The sequence below is a fragment of the Pseudomonas sp. GW460-LB5 genome, from assembly GCF_059423245.1.
Genome location: NZ_JBWKXT010000056.1, coordinates 23,856 through 41,313 on the forward strand (window position 1 = coordinate 23,856; position 17,458 = coordinate 41,313).

At 63.1% G+C, this 17,458-nt stretch carries 2 protein-coding genes; both read right to left on the reverse strand.

Features of this window, described 5'->3' with window-relative positions:
• Positions 1-19 precede the first annotated feature (19 nt).
• Positions 20-12,346 (reverse strand): non-ribosomal peptide synthase/polyketide synthase, encoded by a 12,327-nt coding sequence (locus tag AC07XM_RS25340; RefSeq protein ID WP_102689649.1) that lies wholly within the window; start codon positions 12,344-12,346, stop codon positions 20-22.
• Positions 12,343-17,458, reverse strand: a 5,116-nt coding sequence (locus AC07XM_RS25345) for an amino acid adenylation domain-containing protein (RefSeq protein WP_495045747.1), incomplete at its 5' end; no start/stop codon positions are given. The genes AC07XM_RS25340 and AC07XM_RS25345, both read right to left, overlap by 4 nt.

Genomic DNA, 17,458 nt, shown 5'->3' on the forward strand with positions numbered 1-17,458 from the left:
AACCGCCTGGCGCTTGCACTCAGGCAGCGCCAGTCACGGAGAGGCAGTGATCAATCAGCAGTTCAAGTTCTTCGCGATAGCTTTCCATCAGGGCGTCGATGGTCTGCGCCCGATAACGACGTTTGCTGTAGACGCATCGCAATGAAAGCGAGCCGTCGTAGACCTGGCCGACGATCTCCAGCCAGTTGGCCAGGCGCGCCCTCGGGCTATAGCAATCGCCTGACCCTTCCGGCGCAGGCTCAAGCAAAGCGTGCTTGTCAAAGCTTTGGTCGAACTGACCGAAATAGTTGAACGTCACCCGCGGTTGAGCTACTGCCGCCAGGCGCTCGCGCATCCGAGGTTCGCCCAGGTAACGCAACACGCCATAACCGACCCCCTTGTCAGGTACCGCCGCCAATTGCCGTTGCGTGGCCAGGATCGACTCACCGACCGCCGCAGCCTCGCCAGGGGCGAGACGTACCGGGAACATGCTGGTAAACCAGCCCACTGTCCGGGACAGATCCACGCCTTCGTAAAGGTCTTCGCGACCATGGCCTTCCAGCTGGATCAATGCGGCCTCTTCGCCACTCCAACGGCACAGCACACGTGCCAGCGCCGCCAGTAGGATGTCGTTCACCTGCGTGCGATAGGCGGCAGGCGCCTGTTTGAGTAACTGCGCAGTCTTTTCCCGTGTCAGGTACAGATGGGCGGCCGCCTGCTCGCTGACCTCATTGCGCCCGCGCGGGTTGTCGCAAGGAAACTCGTTCGACAGCGGTTCGAGTTGAGCAAGCCACCAGTCACCCTGCTGCGCGCCAATCGATGCAGCCTCTTTTCGCAGAAGCTCTGCCCAGGCCCTGTAGCTCGTGGTGCGAGCAGGCAATGCCGGCGTGTCACCCTGGGTACAGGCCTGGTAAGCCCGCTGCAGGTCTTCGAGCAGTACCCGCCATGACACACCGTCCATGACCAGGTGATGGATGACCAGCAACAGTCGCGCCTGCCCATCGGCAAGCTGTACGTGCACAGCTCGCCAGACAGGTCCATCGACAAGCCTCAGGCTACGTTGAGCCTGATTCGCCAGCGTCATCAGCGCCTGCTCGTCACAAGCCTGTTCCCGCTGCAGCAGCGGTTGCCTGGCCTCATCAGGTGTCAGGTAGCGTTGCAGCCAACGACCGTTCTCCTGAACGAAGCGTAGCCGCAGGGCGTCATGGTGCGCTTCGATGCAGGCAAGCGCTTGGTCGAGCGCATCCAGGTCCAGCGCGATGCGCGGTTTGAGCATCAGGGCCTGGTTGAAGTGCGCGGGGTCCGCAAGCGCCTCGGCGAACATCCACTCCTGGATGGGCAGCAGATTGAACAGGCCGTCGACCGCCCCGGTGTCGGCCACCTGCACGGGCGCATGGTCGGCCTGCTCCTGTTTGCCGACGATCGCCTCGATCGTCTGATAACGCAGCACATCACGGAGTTTGAGTTCCATGTCCAAGGTCGGGTGATTCCTCACCCGAGACACCACCTGCAGGCTGAGGATGGAGTCGCCGCCAAGCTCGAAGAAGTTGTCCGTAATGCCAATGGGATCGACCTGCAGTACCTCTTCCCAGATCTGCGCCAGCAATCGCTCCTGTTCATTGCGAGGAGCGACATGCCCTGACGACTCGAATACCGGATCCGGCAGGCGCTTGCGGTCGAGCTTGCCGTTCGGCGTGACCGGGAATGAAGGCAACACGATGATCTGCGACGGCACCATGTACTCCGGCAATTGGGCAGCCAGTACGGCTCTCAAAGCCTTCGCCATGCTCGTGTCTTCGCCTACCACATACCCGATCAGTTGCTTGCCCACCGTCGTTTCGTGCACGACAACGACGGCGTCCCGCACCCCGTCCTGGGTACGCAGAGCGGCTTCGACTTCACCGAGCTCGATCCGGAACCCCCTGATCTTGACTTGGTTGTCGATACGGCCCACGTAGTCGACCACACCGTCATCCCGTCTACGTACCAGGTCACCGCTGCGGTACAGACGGGCACCCTCCTTACCCAATGGGTCAGGCACGAAGCGCTCCGCAGTCAGGGCCGGGCGGCCATGATAGCCGCGAGCGACGCCGTCGCCGCCGATCATCAATTCGCCCGCGAAGCCCGGAGGCAGCGGGTTGAGCTCGTCATCGAGTACACGAAGGGAGCGCCGACCTACCGCATGGCCGATAGGCGCATAGGCAGCCGCACAATGACCGTCTCCAGGCACCTTCCACAAAAGCGGCGTCACCACCGTTTCGGTAGGGCCGTAGCCATTGGTCATCCAGGTGGGCTTGAGGGTCTTCCTGACCTGCTCGAACGTCTGTTCGGGCACCGCATCGCCACCAAAGCAGTAGATCTGCACCGGTGGCGGCTGATCGCCGCTGGCCTGCACCGACTCTGCCAACTGCTTGAGGTAGGCCGGCGGGAAACAGGCGATGGTGATGCGCTGGCGCCACAAAGCCTGCAGGGTCTGCTCCACTGTCCACACGTCACCGTCGCGTATGACCAGCGTGCCACCGCAGAGCAGGGTACTCAGCCAGCGCTCCTGAGCACCATCGAAGGCGAACGACATGAAATGCAGTTCTCGCGTCGAGGGCCCCATTTCGTATCGCTCCACGATAGCCTGACAATGCCGGCTCAATGGGCCCTGGGCGACAGCTACGCCTTTTGGCTTGCCGGTCGAGCCCGAGGTGTAGATCAGGTAGGCCAGGTTGCCGTCTTCGATGGCCGCAGGAGGCAGCGCCGGCTGGGGGACCTGCTGATCAGCAACAGGCTCGATGACGTGTACACGTTCCAGTGACGGCAGGCGCTGCAGCAGCGAGTGGCGCGTCACCAGCAGCTGCATGCCCGAGTCCTCGATCATCCAGGCCAGGCGATCTGCCGGGTACTCGAGATCCAGAGGTACATAGGCAGCCCCCGTCTTCATGATCGCCAGCAACGTCACGACCAGCTCCAGCGACCGCTCCAGGGCCACGCCGACGATCACTTCGGGCGCGGCACCCTTGAGCCGCAGCACGGTGCACAGATGCTCGGCCTGCCGCTCCAGCTCCGCGTAGGTGAGGCTTCGCTCGGCACACACCAGCGCGACGGCATCCGGTTGGCGCTGAGCTTGCGCTGCAATCGACTGCGCCAGTGTCTGCGTACCATAGACCGTCGCAGGCTCGGCGCCCCATTGCGCTGCCTGCTCCAGTTGGGCAGGCAGCAAGCACTGCAGATTGCCAAGCCTCGCCCGAGGCTGGCTCAACATGGCGTCCAGTGTGGCTTCCATGGTCTGCCGGATGCCTTGTACCGCCGCTTCACTGAAGCTGTTGCGCAGGTACAGGTATTCAATCGACAAGGTGTCGTTGAGATGCACGGCCAAGTCCATGGGAACGTTGGTCACACCCACGCCACTGGATTCGCCAAAGCCCACTTCGGCATCGGACGACTCGCGCATGCTCTCGTCGATCGGGTAGTTCTCGAACACGATAATGCTGTCGAACAGCGTCTGACCTGGGGTACCGGACCACCTCTGGACATCGTTCAGTGGGGTATGTGACCAGTTGCGCAGCTCCAGGTTGTAAGCCTGCAGGTCACGGAGCCAGTCCTCCAGGCAGGCGGTCGGGTCAAGTTCCTGCGATACCGGCAATGTGTTGATGAACAGCCCCAAGGTGCTGTCGGCGCCCGGCAGCGACTCCGGCCGACCAGCGACGGTCGCCCCGAAGGTGACTGCAGATTTGGCCGTGTAGCGCTGCAGCAACAACAGCCAGGCGCCCTGGATTACGGTGTTGGGCGTGACTCTCAGGCTTCGGCAGTAATCCTGCAGGCGCGTCGTCCACGCTTTGTCCCAGCGTGAATAGAGTGCGTTGTGCCCGGTTTCGTTGGCGCTGTGTCGCGGGTGAATCGTCTGGGCCAACAAGGTAGGCTCGACACCTGCCAGACTTTCACGCCAGAAGGCCTCCTGCCGCCCCTTGTCCTGGGCATGCAGCCACGCGATGAAATCACCATAACGACCGACACTGCCGGACACTGGTTTGCCGGCGTAGTGCTGCATGACCTCGGCAAACAGCCGGGAGGTGCTCCAGCCGTCCATCAAGATGTGGTGGCTGGTCCAGATCATGTGATAGGTGTTCGAGTCCAGCTTCACCAGCAATAGCCTATGCAGAGGTGCCTGGGTCAGGTCGAAACCGTTCAGCCACTCTTCATGGGCAAGCGCCTGCACGGTCGCGTCAGGCGCCTCGCTGCCCTGCAGATCGATTTCCCTTACGGGCATCTGCGCCTGTGTATGGACAACCTGCAGCGGTTCGGCCAGGCCGGCCCAGTGGAAACTGGTACGCAGCACCTCGTGACGCGCGGTCACCGCTGCCCATGCCTGAATGAAAGGTGCGGTCTTCAGGCCGGTCACCGGCAGGCTGACCTGATGGATATACAGCCCTTCACCCTTCTCCTCGATGGAATGGAACAGCATGCCCTGCTGCATCGGCGAGAGCGGGTAGACATCTTCGATGACGTCGGCGGACAGGGGCAACAACGCTCGCTGTTCTTCACTGACGGCGACTCGGGCAATGACTGGCGCTTCGGATACAGGCGCATGGCGCTCCAACGTCGCGGCGAGCTGAGCGATGGTCTGGTGCTCGAATACCCGTTTCGGAGAGACGTCGTAACCTGCAAGCCGCACCTTGCTGGCGATGCGGATCGACACGATCGAGTCGCCACCAAGCTCGAAGAAGTTGTCGTGAATACCTACCTGTTCCCGCTGCAGGACTTCCTGCCAGATCAGCGCCAGGGCGCTTTCGACTTCGTTGCTCGGGGCGCTGTATTGCTGCACGTTGGCCTTGAGCTCGGGCATCGGCAGGCGCTTGCGGTCCAGCTTGCCGTTGGGTGACAGCGGCATGCTGTCGAGCAGAACGTAATGGTAAGGCACCATGTAATCAGGCAGCCGGCGCGCCAGTACGGCCTTTACATCGTTCAGGTGTTCTTCACGGTCGATGACGACAAACGCCACCAGTTGCTTGCCGGTCGCCAGGTCGATTGCCAGGACAGCGGCTTCCTTCACGGCCGGGTGCTCCAGCAGGCTCGCCTCGATCTCGCCAAGCTCGATACGCAGGCCACGGATCTTCACCTGGTGGTCGATCCGCCCAGCGTACTCGATCACCCCGTCTTCACGCTGGCGCGCCAGGTCACCTGTGCGGTAGAGACGCTCCCCGTCACCGAAGGGGCTGACACAGAAACGCTCGGCCGTCAGCATCGCGCGCTCATGGTAACCGCGGGCCAGGCCGATACCGCCCAGATACAGTTCGCCCGTGACCGGCGCAGGCACCGGGTTGAGCTCATCGTCAAGAATGTAGGTATGCAGGTTGGCAATCGGCCGGCCGATCGGAACGCTGTGACTTTGCTCGTCCACACAGTGCCAATGGGTGACGTCGATAGCCGCTTCGGTAGGCCCGTACAGGTTGTAGAACTGGGTACCCGGCAGCAATGCCATCGCGCTGCGTTGCAGCTCAAGCGGCAGCGCCTCGCCGGAACACATCACCTGCCGTAGCGAAGTACAGGCCGCCTGCGGGCTGTCACCACTGATGAAGGCCTGCAGCATCGATGGCACGAAGTGCAACGTGGTGATGGCTTCGGTCTCGATCAGCCGCATGAGCAGCGCCGGGTCGCGATGTTCGCCCGGTTGGGCGAGCACCAGTCGGGCTCCCGTCATCAACGGCCAGAAAAACTCCCAGACCGACACATCGAAACTGAAAGGGGTTTTCTGCAGGACCTTGTCATCGGTGCGCAACGCGTAGGCGTCCTGCATCCAGAACAGCCTGTTCAGCAGCGCTTCGTGGGTATTGGCGGCACCTTTGGGCTTGCCCGTCGAGCCGGAGGTGTAGATCACATAGGCCAGGTTGCCAGGGTGCCCTGCAAACGCCAGGTTGTCAGCCGGCCACGTCAGGCAGTCATCCAGCTCATCAAGCATCAGGGTGTGGATGTGTGGACAGGCAGGTAGCTGGACATTTCGATGGGTCAACAGCAGCTGGATTCGACTGTCTTCGATCATGTACGCCAGACGGTCCTGGGGATATTCAGGGTCGAGAGGGACATAGGCCCCCCCTGCTTTCAGGATTGCCAGCAATCCCACAACCATGTCCACCGAGCGTTCCAGGGCAATACCGACCAATACGTCCGGGCCCACGCCGCGCTCGCGCAAGCGGTGCGCCAGGCCATTGGCGCGGACATTGAGCTGCCGGTACGTGAGCTGCTGCCCAGCAAATACCAGGGCGACGGCCTCGGGTCGTTGCAGTACCTGGGCCTCGAACAACTGGTGCACGCAGTGAGCGCCAGGGTAATCGACCGTCGTGTGGTTCCATTCCTCCACGATGCGACGGCATTCATCCACACCCAACATCGGCAGCTCGGAAATAAGGCGCTGCGGCTTCTGGATGATGGCATGCAGCAGGTTGGCGAAGTGCCCGGCGATTTGCTCGATGTCCCGGTCACTGAAGCTCGAACGGTCATAGCTGTAGTGAACGGACAACTGCGCACCCAGGCCAATGGCCAAGGTCAAGGGGTAGTTGGTCTGCTCGTGAATGTGCGTGTCGATGAACCTCAAGCCTGCGGGAGCACCCTCGCGCAGCGCTTCGGAGACAGGGTAGTTCTCGAACACCAGCAAGGTATCGAACAACCCATCCGCCGCTACGCCAGCCAGGCGCTGGACGTCATACAGCGCGGTGTGTTCATGCTCGCGCAGTGCCAGGTTCCGCCCCTGCAGTTCGGTGACCCATTGCTCCACGGTGATCGTCGGCTGCAGCCGGTTGATCACCGGCAACGTATTGATGAACAGACCCAGCTGATGCTCCGCACCGGCCACTTCCGCCGGTCGGCCAGCGACCGTGGCGCCCACGGCGACGCATTCCTGGCCAGTATAACGTTGCAGCAGCAACAGCCAGGCCGCTTGCACCAGCGTATTGACGGTAACCCGTCGTTCACGGGCGAACTCACTCAGCGTGGGCTGCCAGTCCAGCACCTGATAATGATCGGCATAACCGCTGTCCTTGTTCGACTTGCCTTGTCGGAACACTTGCGCCAGATGTGTCGGCTCCTGCAGATCCTGAAGCTGCTCTCGCCAGAAGGCTTCGCTGCGATCCTTGCCCTGTCCCTGCAGCCACTGGATGTAGTCACGGTAACGTCCAGGCTTACGCTCGGCCGGCTGCCCCGCGTAGTGCTGCAGCACCTCGCCAAGCAACTGCGAATTGCTCCAGCCATCCATGAGGATGTGGTGGCTGGTATAGATCAGGTGATGGCTATCGGGGCCTGTACGGATCGCGGTTATCCTGAGCAACGGATCATGCTGCAGGTCGAAGCCCTTGCGACGATCGTGCTCGGCCCAGACGCAGAGCTCGCGTTGCAGATCCTTGGACGCCGACCAGTCCAGTTCGGTGAAAGGTATCTGCACCTGCTCACGAATGATCTGCAAGGGCTGCTCGAACAAGGTGATGAAATTGGCACGCAGCACATCATGCTGCGCCGCCATCGCTTGCCAGGCTTGATCGAAGCGCGCAGCGTCCAGGCCCTGAACGTCGACACGCATCTGGTTGATGTAATCTCCGGTCTGCTCATAGGCGCTGTGAAACAGCATCCCCTGCTGCATCGGCGACAACGGGTAGATGTCCTCGATTTCGACGAGGGGCACAGGCAAGGCGTCGAGTTGCGCCTGGTTCAAGTTGCACAGGGGGAAATCCGAAGGCGTCCTGCCGAAGGCACTTTCGGATACGCAGTGATCAATCAGATCCTGCAATTCCCGAGCGTATTCGGCTGCCAGGCGTTCGACCGTCGTGACCTCGAACATGGCCTGGCTGAAGGTCCAGTTCAGGCCCAGCTCGCCTTTGAATATCTGCCCATCGATCGATAACCAGTTGCCCAGCGGCGCTGTCTCGCCTCGGCTTGCGCCACTGTGCTCGGCAGCAGGCATGAGGAAGGCTGCCTGGCCGAGTTCGCCGGCAGGCTCGTCGAAGCTGGCATCGAACTGCCCGAGGTAATTGAAGGTGATCCTGGGTGGTGCCAGTTCCGCCAAGGCCTGGCTGGCCTCTTGGTCGCCCAGATAGCGCAGCGCTCCGAACCCAAGCCCCTTGTTGGGAACCGCACGCAGCTGCTCCTTGATGGTCTTGATCGAGGTGTCCATCGCCTCGGCGGTGCTGAGCCTGACCGGGAACATGCTCGTGAACCAACCAACGGTACGGCTGAGATCGACGTTATCGCACAGTTCCTCACGACCGTGCCCTTCCAGTTGCACGAGCACCTCTTCCTGCTTCGTCCAGCGGGCGATCACGCGGGCCAGGGCCGTCAACAACAGGTCGTTGACCTGAGTGCGATAAGCCCCAGGAGCGTCCTGCAGGAGCTGGCGGGTGTAGCGCTCATCGAGCCGTGTCCGGGCGACAGCTGCATGCCTGGCCTGCAGTGAACCGTCAACGTTGTCGCAAGGGAGCGTGGCATCGACCGCTGACAGTGCCTGCCAATACGGCAGTTCATTGCGCAATACCTCGCTGTTGGCGTACGTCTGCAGCGCCTCGGCCCATGCCTTGACGGAACTGGTCTTGGCTGGCAGGGAAATGGTCTGACCCAGCGCCTCCTGACGGTAGGCGGCCTGCAGGTCTTCGAGCAGAATTCGCCATGAAACGCCATCCACCGCCAGGTGGTGGATCACCAGCAGTAGCCGCTGGTTACCGTCGGGCAGGTCTGCCAGCACGGCTCGCAGCAGTGGCCCTTGCTGCAGATCGAGGCTGCGTTGCGCCTTGTCGCACAGCGCCTGCAGTTCGGACGGGTGCTGAAGTTGCGCTTGCCACAGGCAAGTCGCCTGGGCTGGCTCGCCGATCTGGCGATAGCAGGCCGACCAAGTGCTGCCGTCTTCCTGCTGGAAGCTCACGCGCAACGCATCGTGATGGGCCAGCAGCGCTTGCAGCGCGCGGTCGAGCACGTTGCTGTCCAAGGCCTGTCCGGGCTTGAGCAGAAGGGCCTGGTTCCAGTGGTGACGATCGGCGATGTCTTCGTTGAAGAATGCCTGGTGAATCGGCAAGAGCTGCATGCGCCCCTGCACCGCGCCCTGATCAATCTGCATGGCCGGGGCGTGCCCCTTGGCGACCACGGCCGCCAGCCCCTCGACTGTCTGGAGCTGGAATAGCTGTTTGGGCGTGAACGTCATGCCCTCGCGGCGGGCCCTGCTGACCACCTGGATCGAGATGATCGAGTCGCCGCCCAGTTCGAAGAAATTGTCGGTGGCCCCTACCCGTTCAAGCTTGAGGACGTCAGCCCAGATCGCGGCGATTCGCGCCTCGAGAGGGGTGCGCGGCGCCACATGGTGTTTCTGCCGCTGACGTACATCCGGGCGTGGCAATGCCTTGCGATCCAGCTTGCCGTTTGGGGTCAGCGGCAGCGCGTCGACGAACAGCAGATGGCTGGGAACCATGTAGTCCGGCAGTGTGGCCTTGAGGTGCCGGCGCAGGTGTTCTTCCAGCTCGCCAGCGTGTACATCGACCACCAGATAGGCGGCCAACTGCTTGCCACCCGGCCCATCGATATCGATTACCACGGCCTCGCGCACGCTGTCGTGCTCCAGGAGCTTGGACTCGATCTCGCCAAGCTCGATGCGCAGGCCGCGAATCTTCACCTGATGGTCGAGGCGGCCAGCGTATTCGATTACGCCGCCCGAGCGGTACCGCGCCAGGTCCCCGGTGCGGTAAAGGCGCGCACCACCCTGCTCGCTCCGATCAAGCGGGTCGGGCACGAACCGCTCCGCCGTAAGCCCCGGACGACGATGATATCCACGCGCCAGACCCACACCACCCAGGTAGAGCTCGCCTGCCACACCTTGCGGCACCGGCAGCAAGGCACTGCTGAGGACATGGGTCTTGAGGTTGTCGATAGGTGTGCCGATCGGCACACTGCCATTGGCTTGCGCCTGGCAGGTCCAGTGGGTAACGTCGATCGCCGCTTCCGTCGGGCCGTAAAGGTTGAAAAGCCCGACGTGCTTGAGCCTGGCCAGGACCTGCTCTGAAAGGTCAGCAGGCAACGCTTCGCCACTGCACACCACGCGCTTGAGGGTTTCGCACCGCTCCACGTGCTCGCTGGTCATGAAGGCCTGAAGCATGGACGGAACAAAATGCAGGGTCGTGACCCTGTGTTGCCTGATCGCCTCCACCAGGCGTTCGGGGTCCCGGTGATCGCCAGGGCGAGCCACTGCCAGCCGCGCACCGGTGAACAGTGGCCAGAAGAATTCCCACACCGATACGTCAAAGCTGAAGGGCGTCTTCTGCAGCACGGTATCGCCGTGATCCAGACCGTAGGCCTTCTGCATCCACCAGAGCCGGTTGACCAGCGCCTGGTGCGTGTTGCCGGCGCCCTTGGGCCTGCCGGTCGAGCCCGACGTGTAGATCACGTAGGCTAGATCGGCCGGCACGTTGAGGTTGACAGGGTCGACGTCGCTATAGGCAGCCAGCCATTCATCTGCGTCATCAAGCACAATGCAGGCCATGCTGGGGGCGATTGGCAACTGGTCGCGCAGGGTAGTCTGGGTCAGCAGTAGACGAATGCCGCTGTCCTCCATCATGTAGGCCAGGCGCTCGGCCGGGTAGTCGGGATCGAACGGCACATAGGCGCCCCCGGCCTTCAGAACGGCGAGCAGCCCGACCACCATCTCGAGCGAACGCTCCACCGCGATCCCTACCAGCACGTCCGGGCCCACGCCTTTGTCGCGCAACGCGTGAGCGAGCCGGTTGGCGCGCTGGTTCAGTTGACGGTAGGTCAACACATCCTCGCCGAACAGCACCGCAGGGGCCTGGGGCGTCGCACGGGCTTGCGCTTCGATCAGCTGATGCATGCCCTGGTCGGCAGGGTAGGACGCTTGAGTGCTGTTCCACTGCTCCACAATCTGGCGATGCTCTTGCTGCCCGAGCATCGGCAACTCGGCGACAAGCTGCCAAGGCCGCTCGGCGATTGCCTCCAACAAGTGGGTCAAATGCGAAGCCATGCGCGCGACCGTCGATGCTTCAAACAGCGCAGTCGCGTAGTTGAGCTCTACCGCAATCCCATGCTCATGCTCGACCGTGTTCAGCGTGAGGTCGAACTGCGCGGTCTGTCGCTCCCAGGCGATGCCTTCGACCTGCAGACCCTGCAGGCGCCGGGCATTTCCCCTGGCTTGCGCCTGGTGGTTGTACATGACCTGGAACAACGGGCTGTGACTCAGGCTTCGTTCCGGGTGCAGCGCTTCTACCAGTTGCTCGAAAGGCAGGTCCTGATGCGCCTGAGCGGCCAGCGTGGTCTTGTGCATCTGGCTGAGCAAGCCCGTGAATGTCAGCGAGCTATCGAACTGCGCCTTGAGTACCTGGGTGTTGACGAAGAAACCGATCAGCCGCTCGGTTTCGACCCGGTTACGATTGGCGATGGGAATCCCGACACGCACTTCATCCTGACCAGAATACCGGTGCAGCAGGGTCTGGAAGCTGGCCAGCAGCAGTGTGAAAAGCGTCACCCCCTGCTGTTGCGCCTGTTGCTTGAGCGCGTCGGCCAGTGCTGATTCGAGCTCGAACTTCAGGCTCGCGCCTTCGAAGCGCTGCGTCGCCGGACGCGGCCGGTCGCTGGGCAGTTCCAGCACCGGGTGTTCATCCCCCAGGTGGGCCCGCCAATACGCCAGCTGACGCTCCTGCTCGCCTGCCTCCATCCAGTGCCGCTGCCAGATGGCATAGTCGGCATACTGAATGGGCAGCGGAGCAAGGTCCACGGCCTCGCCGGTACATGCGTGGGCGTAATGCCCGATGAGCTCGTCGACCAGCACCTGCATTGACCAGCCATCGGTAGCGATATGGTGCAGGGTGATGATCAACACATGGTCATGCGCGTGCAAACGCAGCAACCTGACCCTGGTCGGCCACTGGCGCTCCAGGTCAAAGGGCGTGCGAGCCTCAGATTCGACCCATGCCTTGATCTGCAAGTCGGTTTCCGGCGCCGCCCCGACGTCGACGGGTTGCGCGTCGATTTCGAACGATTCTGGCGGGTGAATGACCTGAACGAGCTGTTCGTCATCGAGCGAGAACGTGGTGCGCAAGGTCTGGTGCCGTACGATCAAGGCCTGGAAGGCGCCACGCAGGGCGTCGATATCCAGTGCGCCCTGCAGTCTCAGCGCAATAGCCAGGTTGTAGGCCGTGCTCTGCGGATCCATCTGCCACAGGAACCATTGACGCTGCTGGGCGAACGATACCGGAACGCGGTCGAACAGCGCCTGGGTGCAAGGCACTGGCAAGTTAGCCGGAGAAATGTTCTCGGCGTGCATCTTCTGCAGATACAGCTTGCGCTTGGCCAGCGGCAGCGTGACAAAACGCGTGGCGATATTCAGCGCGGCATCGTTACTCATTCATTCACCTCGAACTCTTCAAAAAGCCTATCCAGACGCTGCAGTTTTTCGTCGAAAGCCGACGCATCGCCGATGGATTCGATGTATCTGGCAAAATCGCCAAGGACCGGGTGCTGGAAGAGAACGGCCGGTTCCACGGTCAATCCCAGCGAAAGTTGCAAGCGCGAGAGCACTGATAGCGCCAACAGCGAGTGCCCTCCCAACTCGAAGAAATTGTCATTGAGGCCGACCTTCTCGACATTCAGCAGCTGCGCCCAGACGGCAGCGATCTGCTGCTCCACCTCGCTCTGCGGCGCGACATGGCCTTGCTGCGATACGCCAGGATCAGGCTGGGGCAACGCTTTGCGGTCGAGCTTGCCGTTGGGTGTCAGCGGCAGCGCATCGAGCCAGGTGAGGTACGCGGGGACCATGTAATCCGGCAAGGTCGCGCGCAGCTGTTCGCGCAGATGGCGACGCAGGGCGCTGCGCTGTTCCTCCGTCACGACCGCTGCTTCGCCGCTCGAGACCAGGTAGCCGGCCAGTTGCTTGCCACCAGGGCCATCGATGTCGATGACCACCGCCTCGCGCACAGCAGGATCATCGATCAGCCTTGCCTCGATCTCGCCCAGTTCGATGCGATAGCCACGCACCTTTACCTGGTGGTCGATGCGGCCCACGTACTCGAGCACCCCATCGCTGCGATAGCTGGCCAGGTCACCGGTACGGTAAAGCCGGCCACCACCCTGCCCGCTGCGATCGTATGGGTCCGGGACGAAGCGCTCGGCCGTCAATGCCGCGCGGCGCTGATAACCCCGCGCCAGGCCATCGCCACCGATCATCAGTTCCCCGGCCATGCCGATCGCGGCAGTCGACAGATCGTGCGCCATGACCTGCAAGGTCGTGTTGGCGATCGGCTTGCCCAGCAACGGCAAGGGATGTTGGTTGTCCAGGCAGTACGCCGCCGACCAGATCGTCGTCTCGGTTGGCCCGTACAGGTTCCAGATGCGCCCGCACAGCGCCAGCAACTGCTCGGCGAGGTCGACAGGCAGCGCCTCACCGCCACTGATGACCTTGCAACCGCGCAGGGTCTGCGCAGGCAGCGCCTGCAGCAGCATGCGCCAGGTCGAAGGTGTGGCCTGGAGGGTGGTGATGGCGTGGCGCTCGATCACAGCCTGCAGCGCCGACGGATCCTTGTTCTGGCGCTCGCCGATCAGCACCACCGAAGCCCCGGCCAGCAACGGCAGGTACAGCTCCAGGCCGGCAATGTCGAACGACAGCGAGGTCAGCGCCAGGACCCGATCGCCGGCGTCGATCCCAGGCTCGACCGCCATGCTGGCAAGGAAGTTGACCAGTGCCTGGTGGCGCACCTCGACCCCCTTGGGCCGACCGGTGGAACCGGAGGTGTAGATGCAATAGGCAAGGTGCTCGGGATGCTGCTCGATACCGAGGTTCTCGCCATCGAAGGCCGCCACCTGATGCCAGTCGCTGTCCAGGCACCAGGTCTGCACGCTGTGGGTGGGCAGCTGCGGCAGCAGATGGCTGAGGGTCAGCAGCAGATGCGCCCCGCTCTGCTCCATCATGTACCCCAGGCGCTCGCGCGGATACTCCGGGTCCAATGGCACATAGGCGCCACCGGCCTTGAGGATCGCCAGCAGGCCAACGACCATTTCCACCGATCGCTCGACGGCAATCGCGACCAGCACATCCGGCCCGACGCCCATTGTGCGCAGCTTGCCCGCCAGGCGGTTGGCGCGCTGATTGAGCTCGCCATAGCTCAAGGTCTGCTCGGCAAACAACAGTGCCGGGGCCTCAGGGGTGCGCGCGACCTGCATTTCGAACAGCTCGGGCAGGCTGCACTCATGCGGGTACTGCATCTGGGTACGGTTCCAGTCGTGGACGATGCGCTGTCGCTCTTCGTCATCGAGCATCTGCAGTTCACCGACCGGGGTATCGGCGTGCTGCACCAGGGCGTTCAGCAGATTGGCAAAGTGCCGGGCGATCTGCTCGACGCCGGTGTCGCCGAGGTGACTGCGGTCGTAGTGGTAGTGGATCGTCAGGGCATTGCCCGACTCGATCATCAGCGTCAGCGGATAGTTGGTCCGCTCGCGATTCTGCGTGCCTGAAAACGCCAGGCCTGCGCTGGAGCCCTGCTGCAGGACTTCCCCGACCGGGTAGTTCTCGAACACCAGCAGCGTGTCGAACAACGGCTCACCGGCCGAGCCCGCCCAACGCTGAATGTCGTAGAGCGGCGTGTGTTCATGTTCGCGCATGCTCAGGTTCTGTGCCTGCAGACGTTCGACCCACTCCCCCACCCGCAGGTCAGGCTGCAGCCTGGCTGCCACTGGTAGCGTGTTGATGAACAGGCCCAGCTGGTGCTCGACGCCACGCAGGTCCGCCGGCCGGCCGGCAACCGTGGCACCGAATGCCACGCCTTCCTGGCCGGTATAGCGGTGCAACAGCAGCAGCCAGGCTGCCTGCAGCAAGGTATTGACCGTCACCCGTCGTTGCCTTGCAAACGCGCTCAACGCCTGGGCGCAGGCTGCGTCGAGCGTCTGATGATGTTCGCCATGGCCGGTGTCCGCGCGGCTTCTATCCAGGCGCAGCGCCTGGGCCAGTCGCGTGGGCTCGCTGAGGTGCAGCAATTGCTGGCGCCAGAACGTCTCGCTCTGCTCGGCATCCTGGCGCTGCAGCCATTCGATATAGTCGCGGTAGCGCCCGGCCGGTCGCGCCAAAGCAACGCCCGCGTAGCGCTGCAACACCTCGCCCAGCAGCTGCGCATTGCTCCAGCCATCCATCAGGATATGGTGACTGGTGAAGACCAGGTGATGCTGCGCACTGTCTGTCTGGATGACTGTCAGTCGCAACAAGGGTGCCGCCTGCAGGTCGAAGCCACGCCGACGATCGGCCTCGGCCCAGGCATCCAGCCGCCCCTCGATGTCCTCCTGCGCGGTCCAGTCCAGCACGTCGAACGGCAGCTCGACGTGTTTGCGGATCACCTGCACCGGGCGTTCAAGGTTGGCGACGAATGCGGCGCGCAACACGTCGTGTCGGTCCAGCATTGCCTGCCAGGCACGCTTGAACCGCTCGATATCCAGGCCCGAAACGTTGACGCGCATCTGATTGACATACTCGCCCTGGCCTTGCTCGAAGACCGTGTGAAACAGCATGCCCTGCTGCATGGGCGAAAGCGGATAGATGTCCTCGATGGCACCTGCCGGAATCGGCAAGGCATCCAGCTGGGCCTGATCCAGCGCAGCCAGCGGGACATCGGACGGTGTCAGGGCGACTACGTCCTGATCGACGCAATGGTCGATCAGCGCCTGAAGCTCGCTGACATAGTCGTCGGCCACGGCCTGTACCGTGGCGCGGTCGAACATGTCCTGGCTGAACGTCCAGGCCAGGCTCAGCTCGCCAGCGTAGACCTGCCCGTTGATGGACAGCAGGTTTTCCAGCAAGGCCTCGGCAGACTGGCTAGCCCCGCTGCTCTCGCTGGCCGGCTGCAGGAATCGCTCCGTGGCTGTGCCTGGGCTTTCGGCAAAGGTGCTGTCAAGCTGCCCCAGGTAATTGAATGTGATGGGGGGCACTGGCAGGCGAGCCAGCACATCCCGTGCGTGCGAATCCCCCAGATAACGCAGCGCGCCATAACCGATGCCCTTGTCGGGGATCGCGCGGAGTTGTTCCTTGATCTGCTTGATCGAGGCATCGAGGGTCGGCGCCGCTGTCAGCTTCACCGGGAACAGGCTGGTCAACCAGCCGACAGTACGGGTCAGGTCGACCGCATCGAACAGGTCTTCACGGCCATGCCCTTCCAGTTGCACCAGCACCTCATCGCGCTGCGTCCAACGGGCGATCACACGGGCCAGGGCGGTCAGCAGCAAGTCGTTGACCTGGGTGCGGTAGGCGGCTGGCGCCTGTTGTAACAGCCGCGACGTTTGCTGCCGGTCCAGGCGCGCATGCACCGTCGCGGTGTGGCGGCCATGCAGCGATCCATCAGCCCTGTCCTGGGGCAGTTGCGCGTCGACCCCTTGCAACTGCGACTGCCAGTAACCGAGCTCTGCCTGCACTGCATCGCTCTGCGCGTAGGCCTGCAGCCGTTCGGCCCAGGCTTTGGTCGAGGTGGTCCTGGCGGGCAGCACGGCAGGTTGGCCTGCCACGTGGCGGTCATAGGCGTTCTGCAGGTCCTCCAGGAGAATGCGCCAGGACACCCCGTCCACCGCCAGGTGATGAATCACCAGGAGCAGGCGCTGGCTGCCATCGGGCAAGGTCGCCAGTACAGCGCGCAACAGCGGACCCTGTTGCAGGTTCAGGCTGCGCTGCGCTCGCTCGCACAGGGCTTGTAGCGCGTTCGCGTCGGTCAGGGTCTCTGCCCACAGCAGCCCGGCCTCAACGTCGCCCGGGGCGCAATGGGCGGCGAGCCATGCGCCTGCGTCCTGTTGTGGCGTGAAGCGCAGGCGCAACGCATCGTGATGCTCGACCAGCGTGTGCAAGGCCTTTTCCAGCGCGGCGCCATCGATGAGCCTCGTCGAAGCAAGCAGGACCGCCTGGTTCCAGTGATGAGGCTCGGCGATCGACTGTTCGAAAAACGCCTGCTGGATAGGCAGCAAGCGTGTCTCGCCGACCACCGGGGCCTGGTCGATCTGCGGGCCGCTGCCTTCCATGCGCGTGGCCACCGAGGCCAGGTCTTGTACGGTCTGATGCTGGAACAGCGCTTTGGGTGTGAAGTGGATCCCGGCCTGTCTCGCCCGGCTGACCACCTGGATCGAGATGATCGAATCCCCGCCCAGTTCGAAGAAGTTGTCCGTCACGCCGACCCGATCGAGCTTCAGGACCTCGGCCCAGATTGCCGCGATCTGTTGCTCCAGCTCGCTGCGCGGGGCCACGTAGCTGTCCTGCAGCACGCTTGCGTCGGGTTTGGGCAGGGCTTTGCGGTCCAGCTTGCCGTTGGCCGTTACCGGCAGGGGCTCAAGGAACAGCAGGTGGGTCGGGACCATGTAGTCGGCCAGCCCGTGCCTGAGGTGCTCGCGCAGTTCGCTGCGCAGTGCGTTCTGCTGCTGCAGGTCGGCCGGTGCTTCGCCGACCACCAGATACCCCGCCAGCTGCTTGCCACCCGGCCCGTCGATGTCCAGCACCACC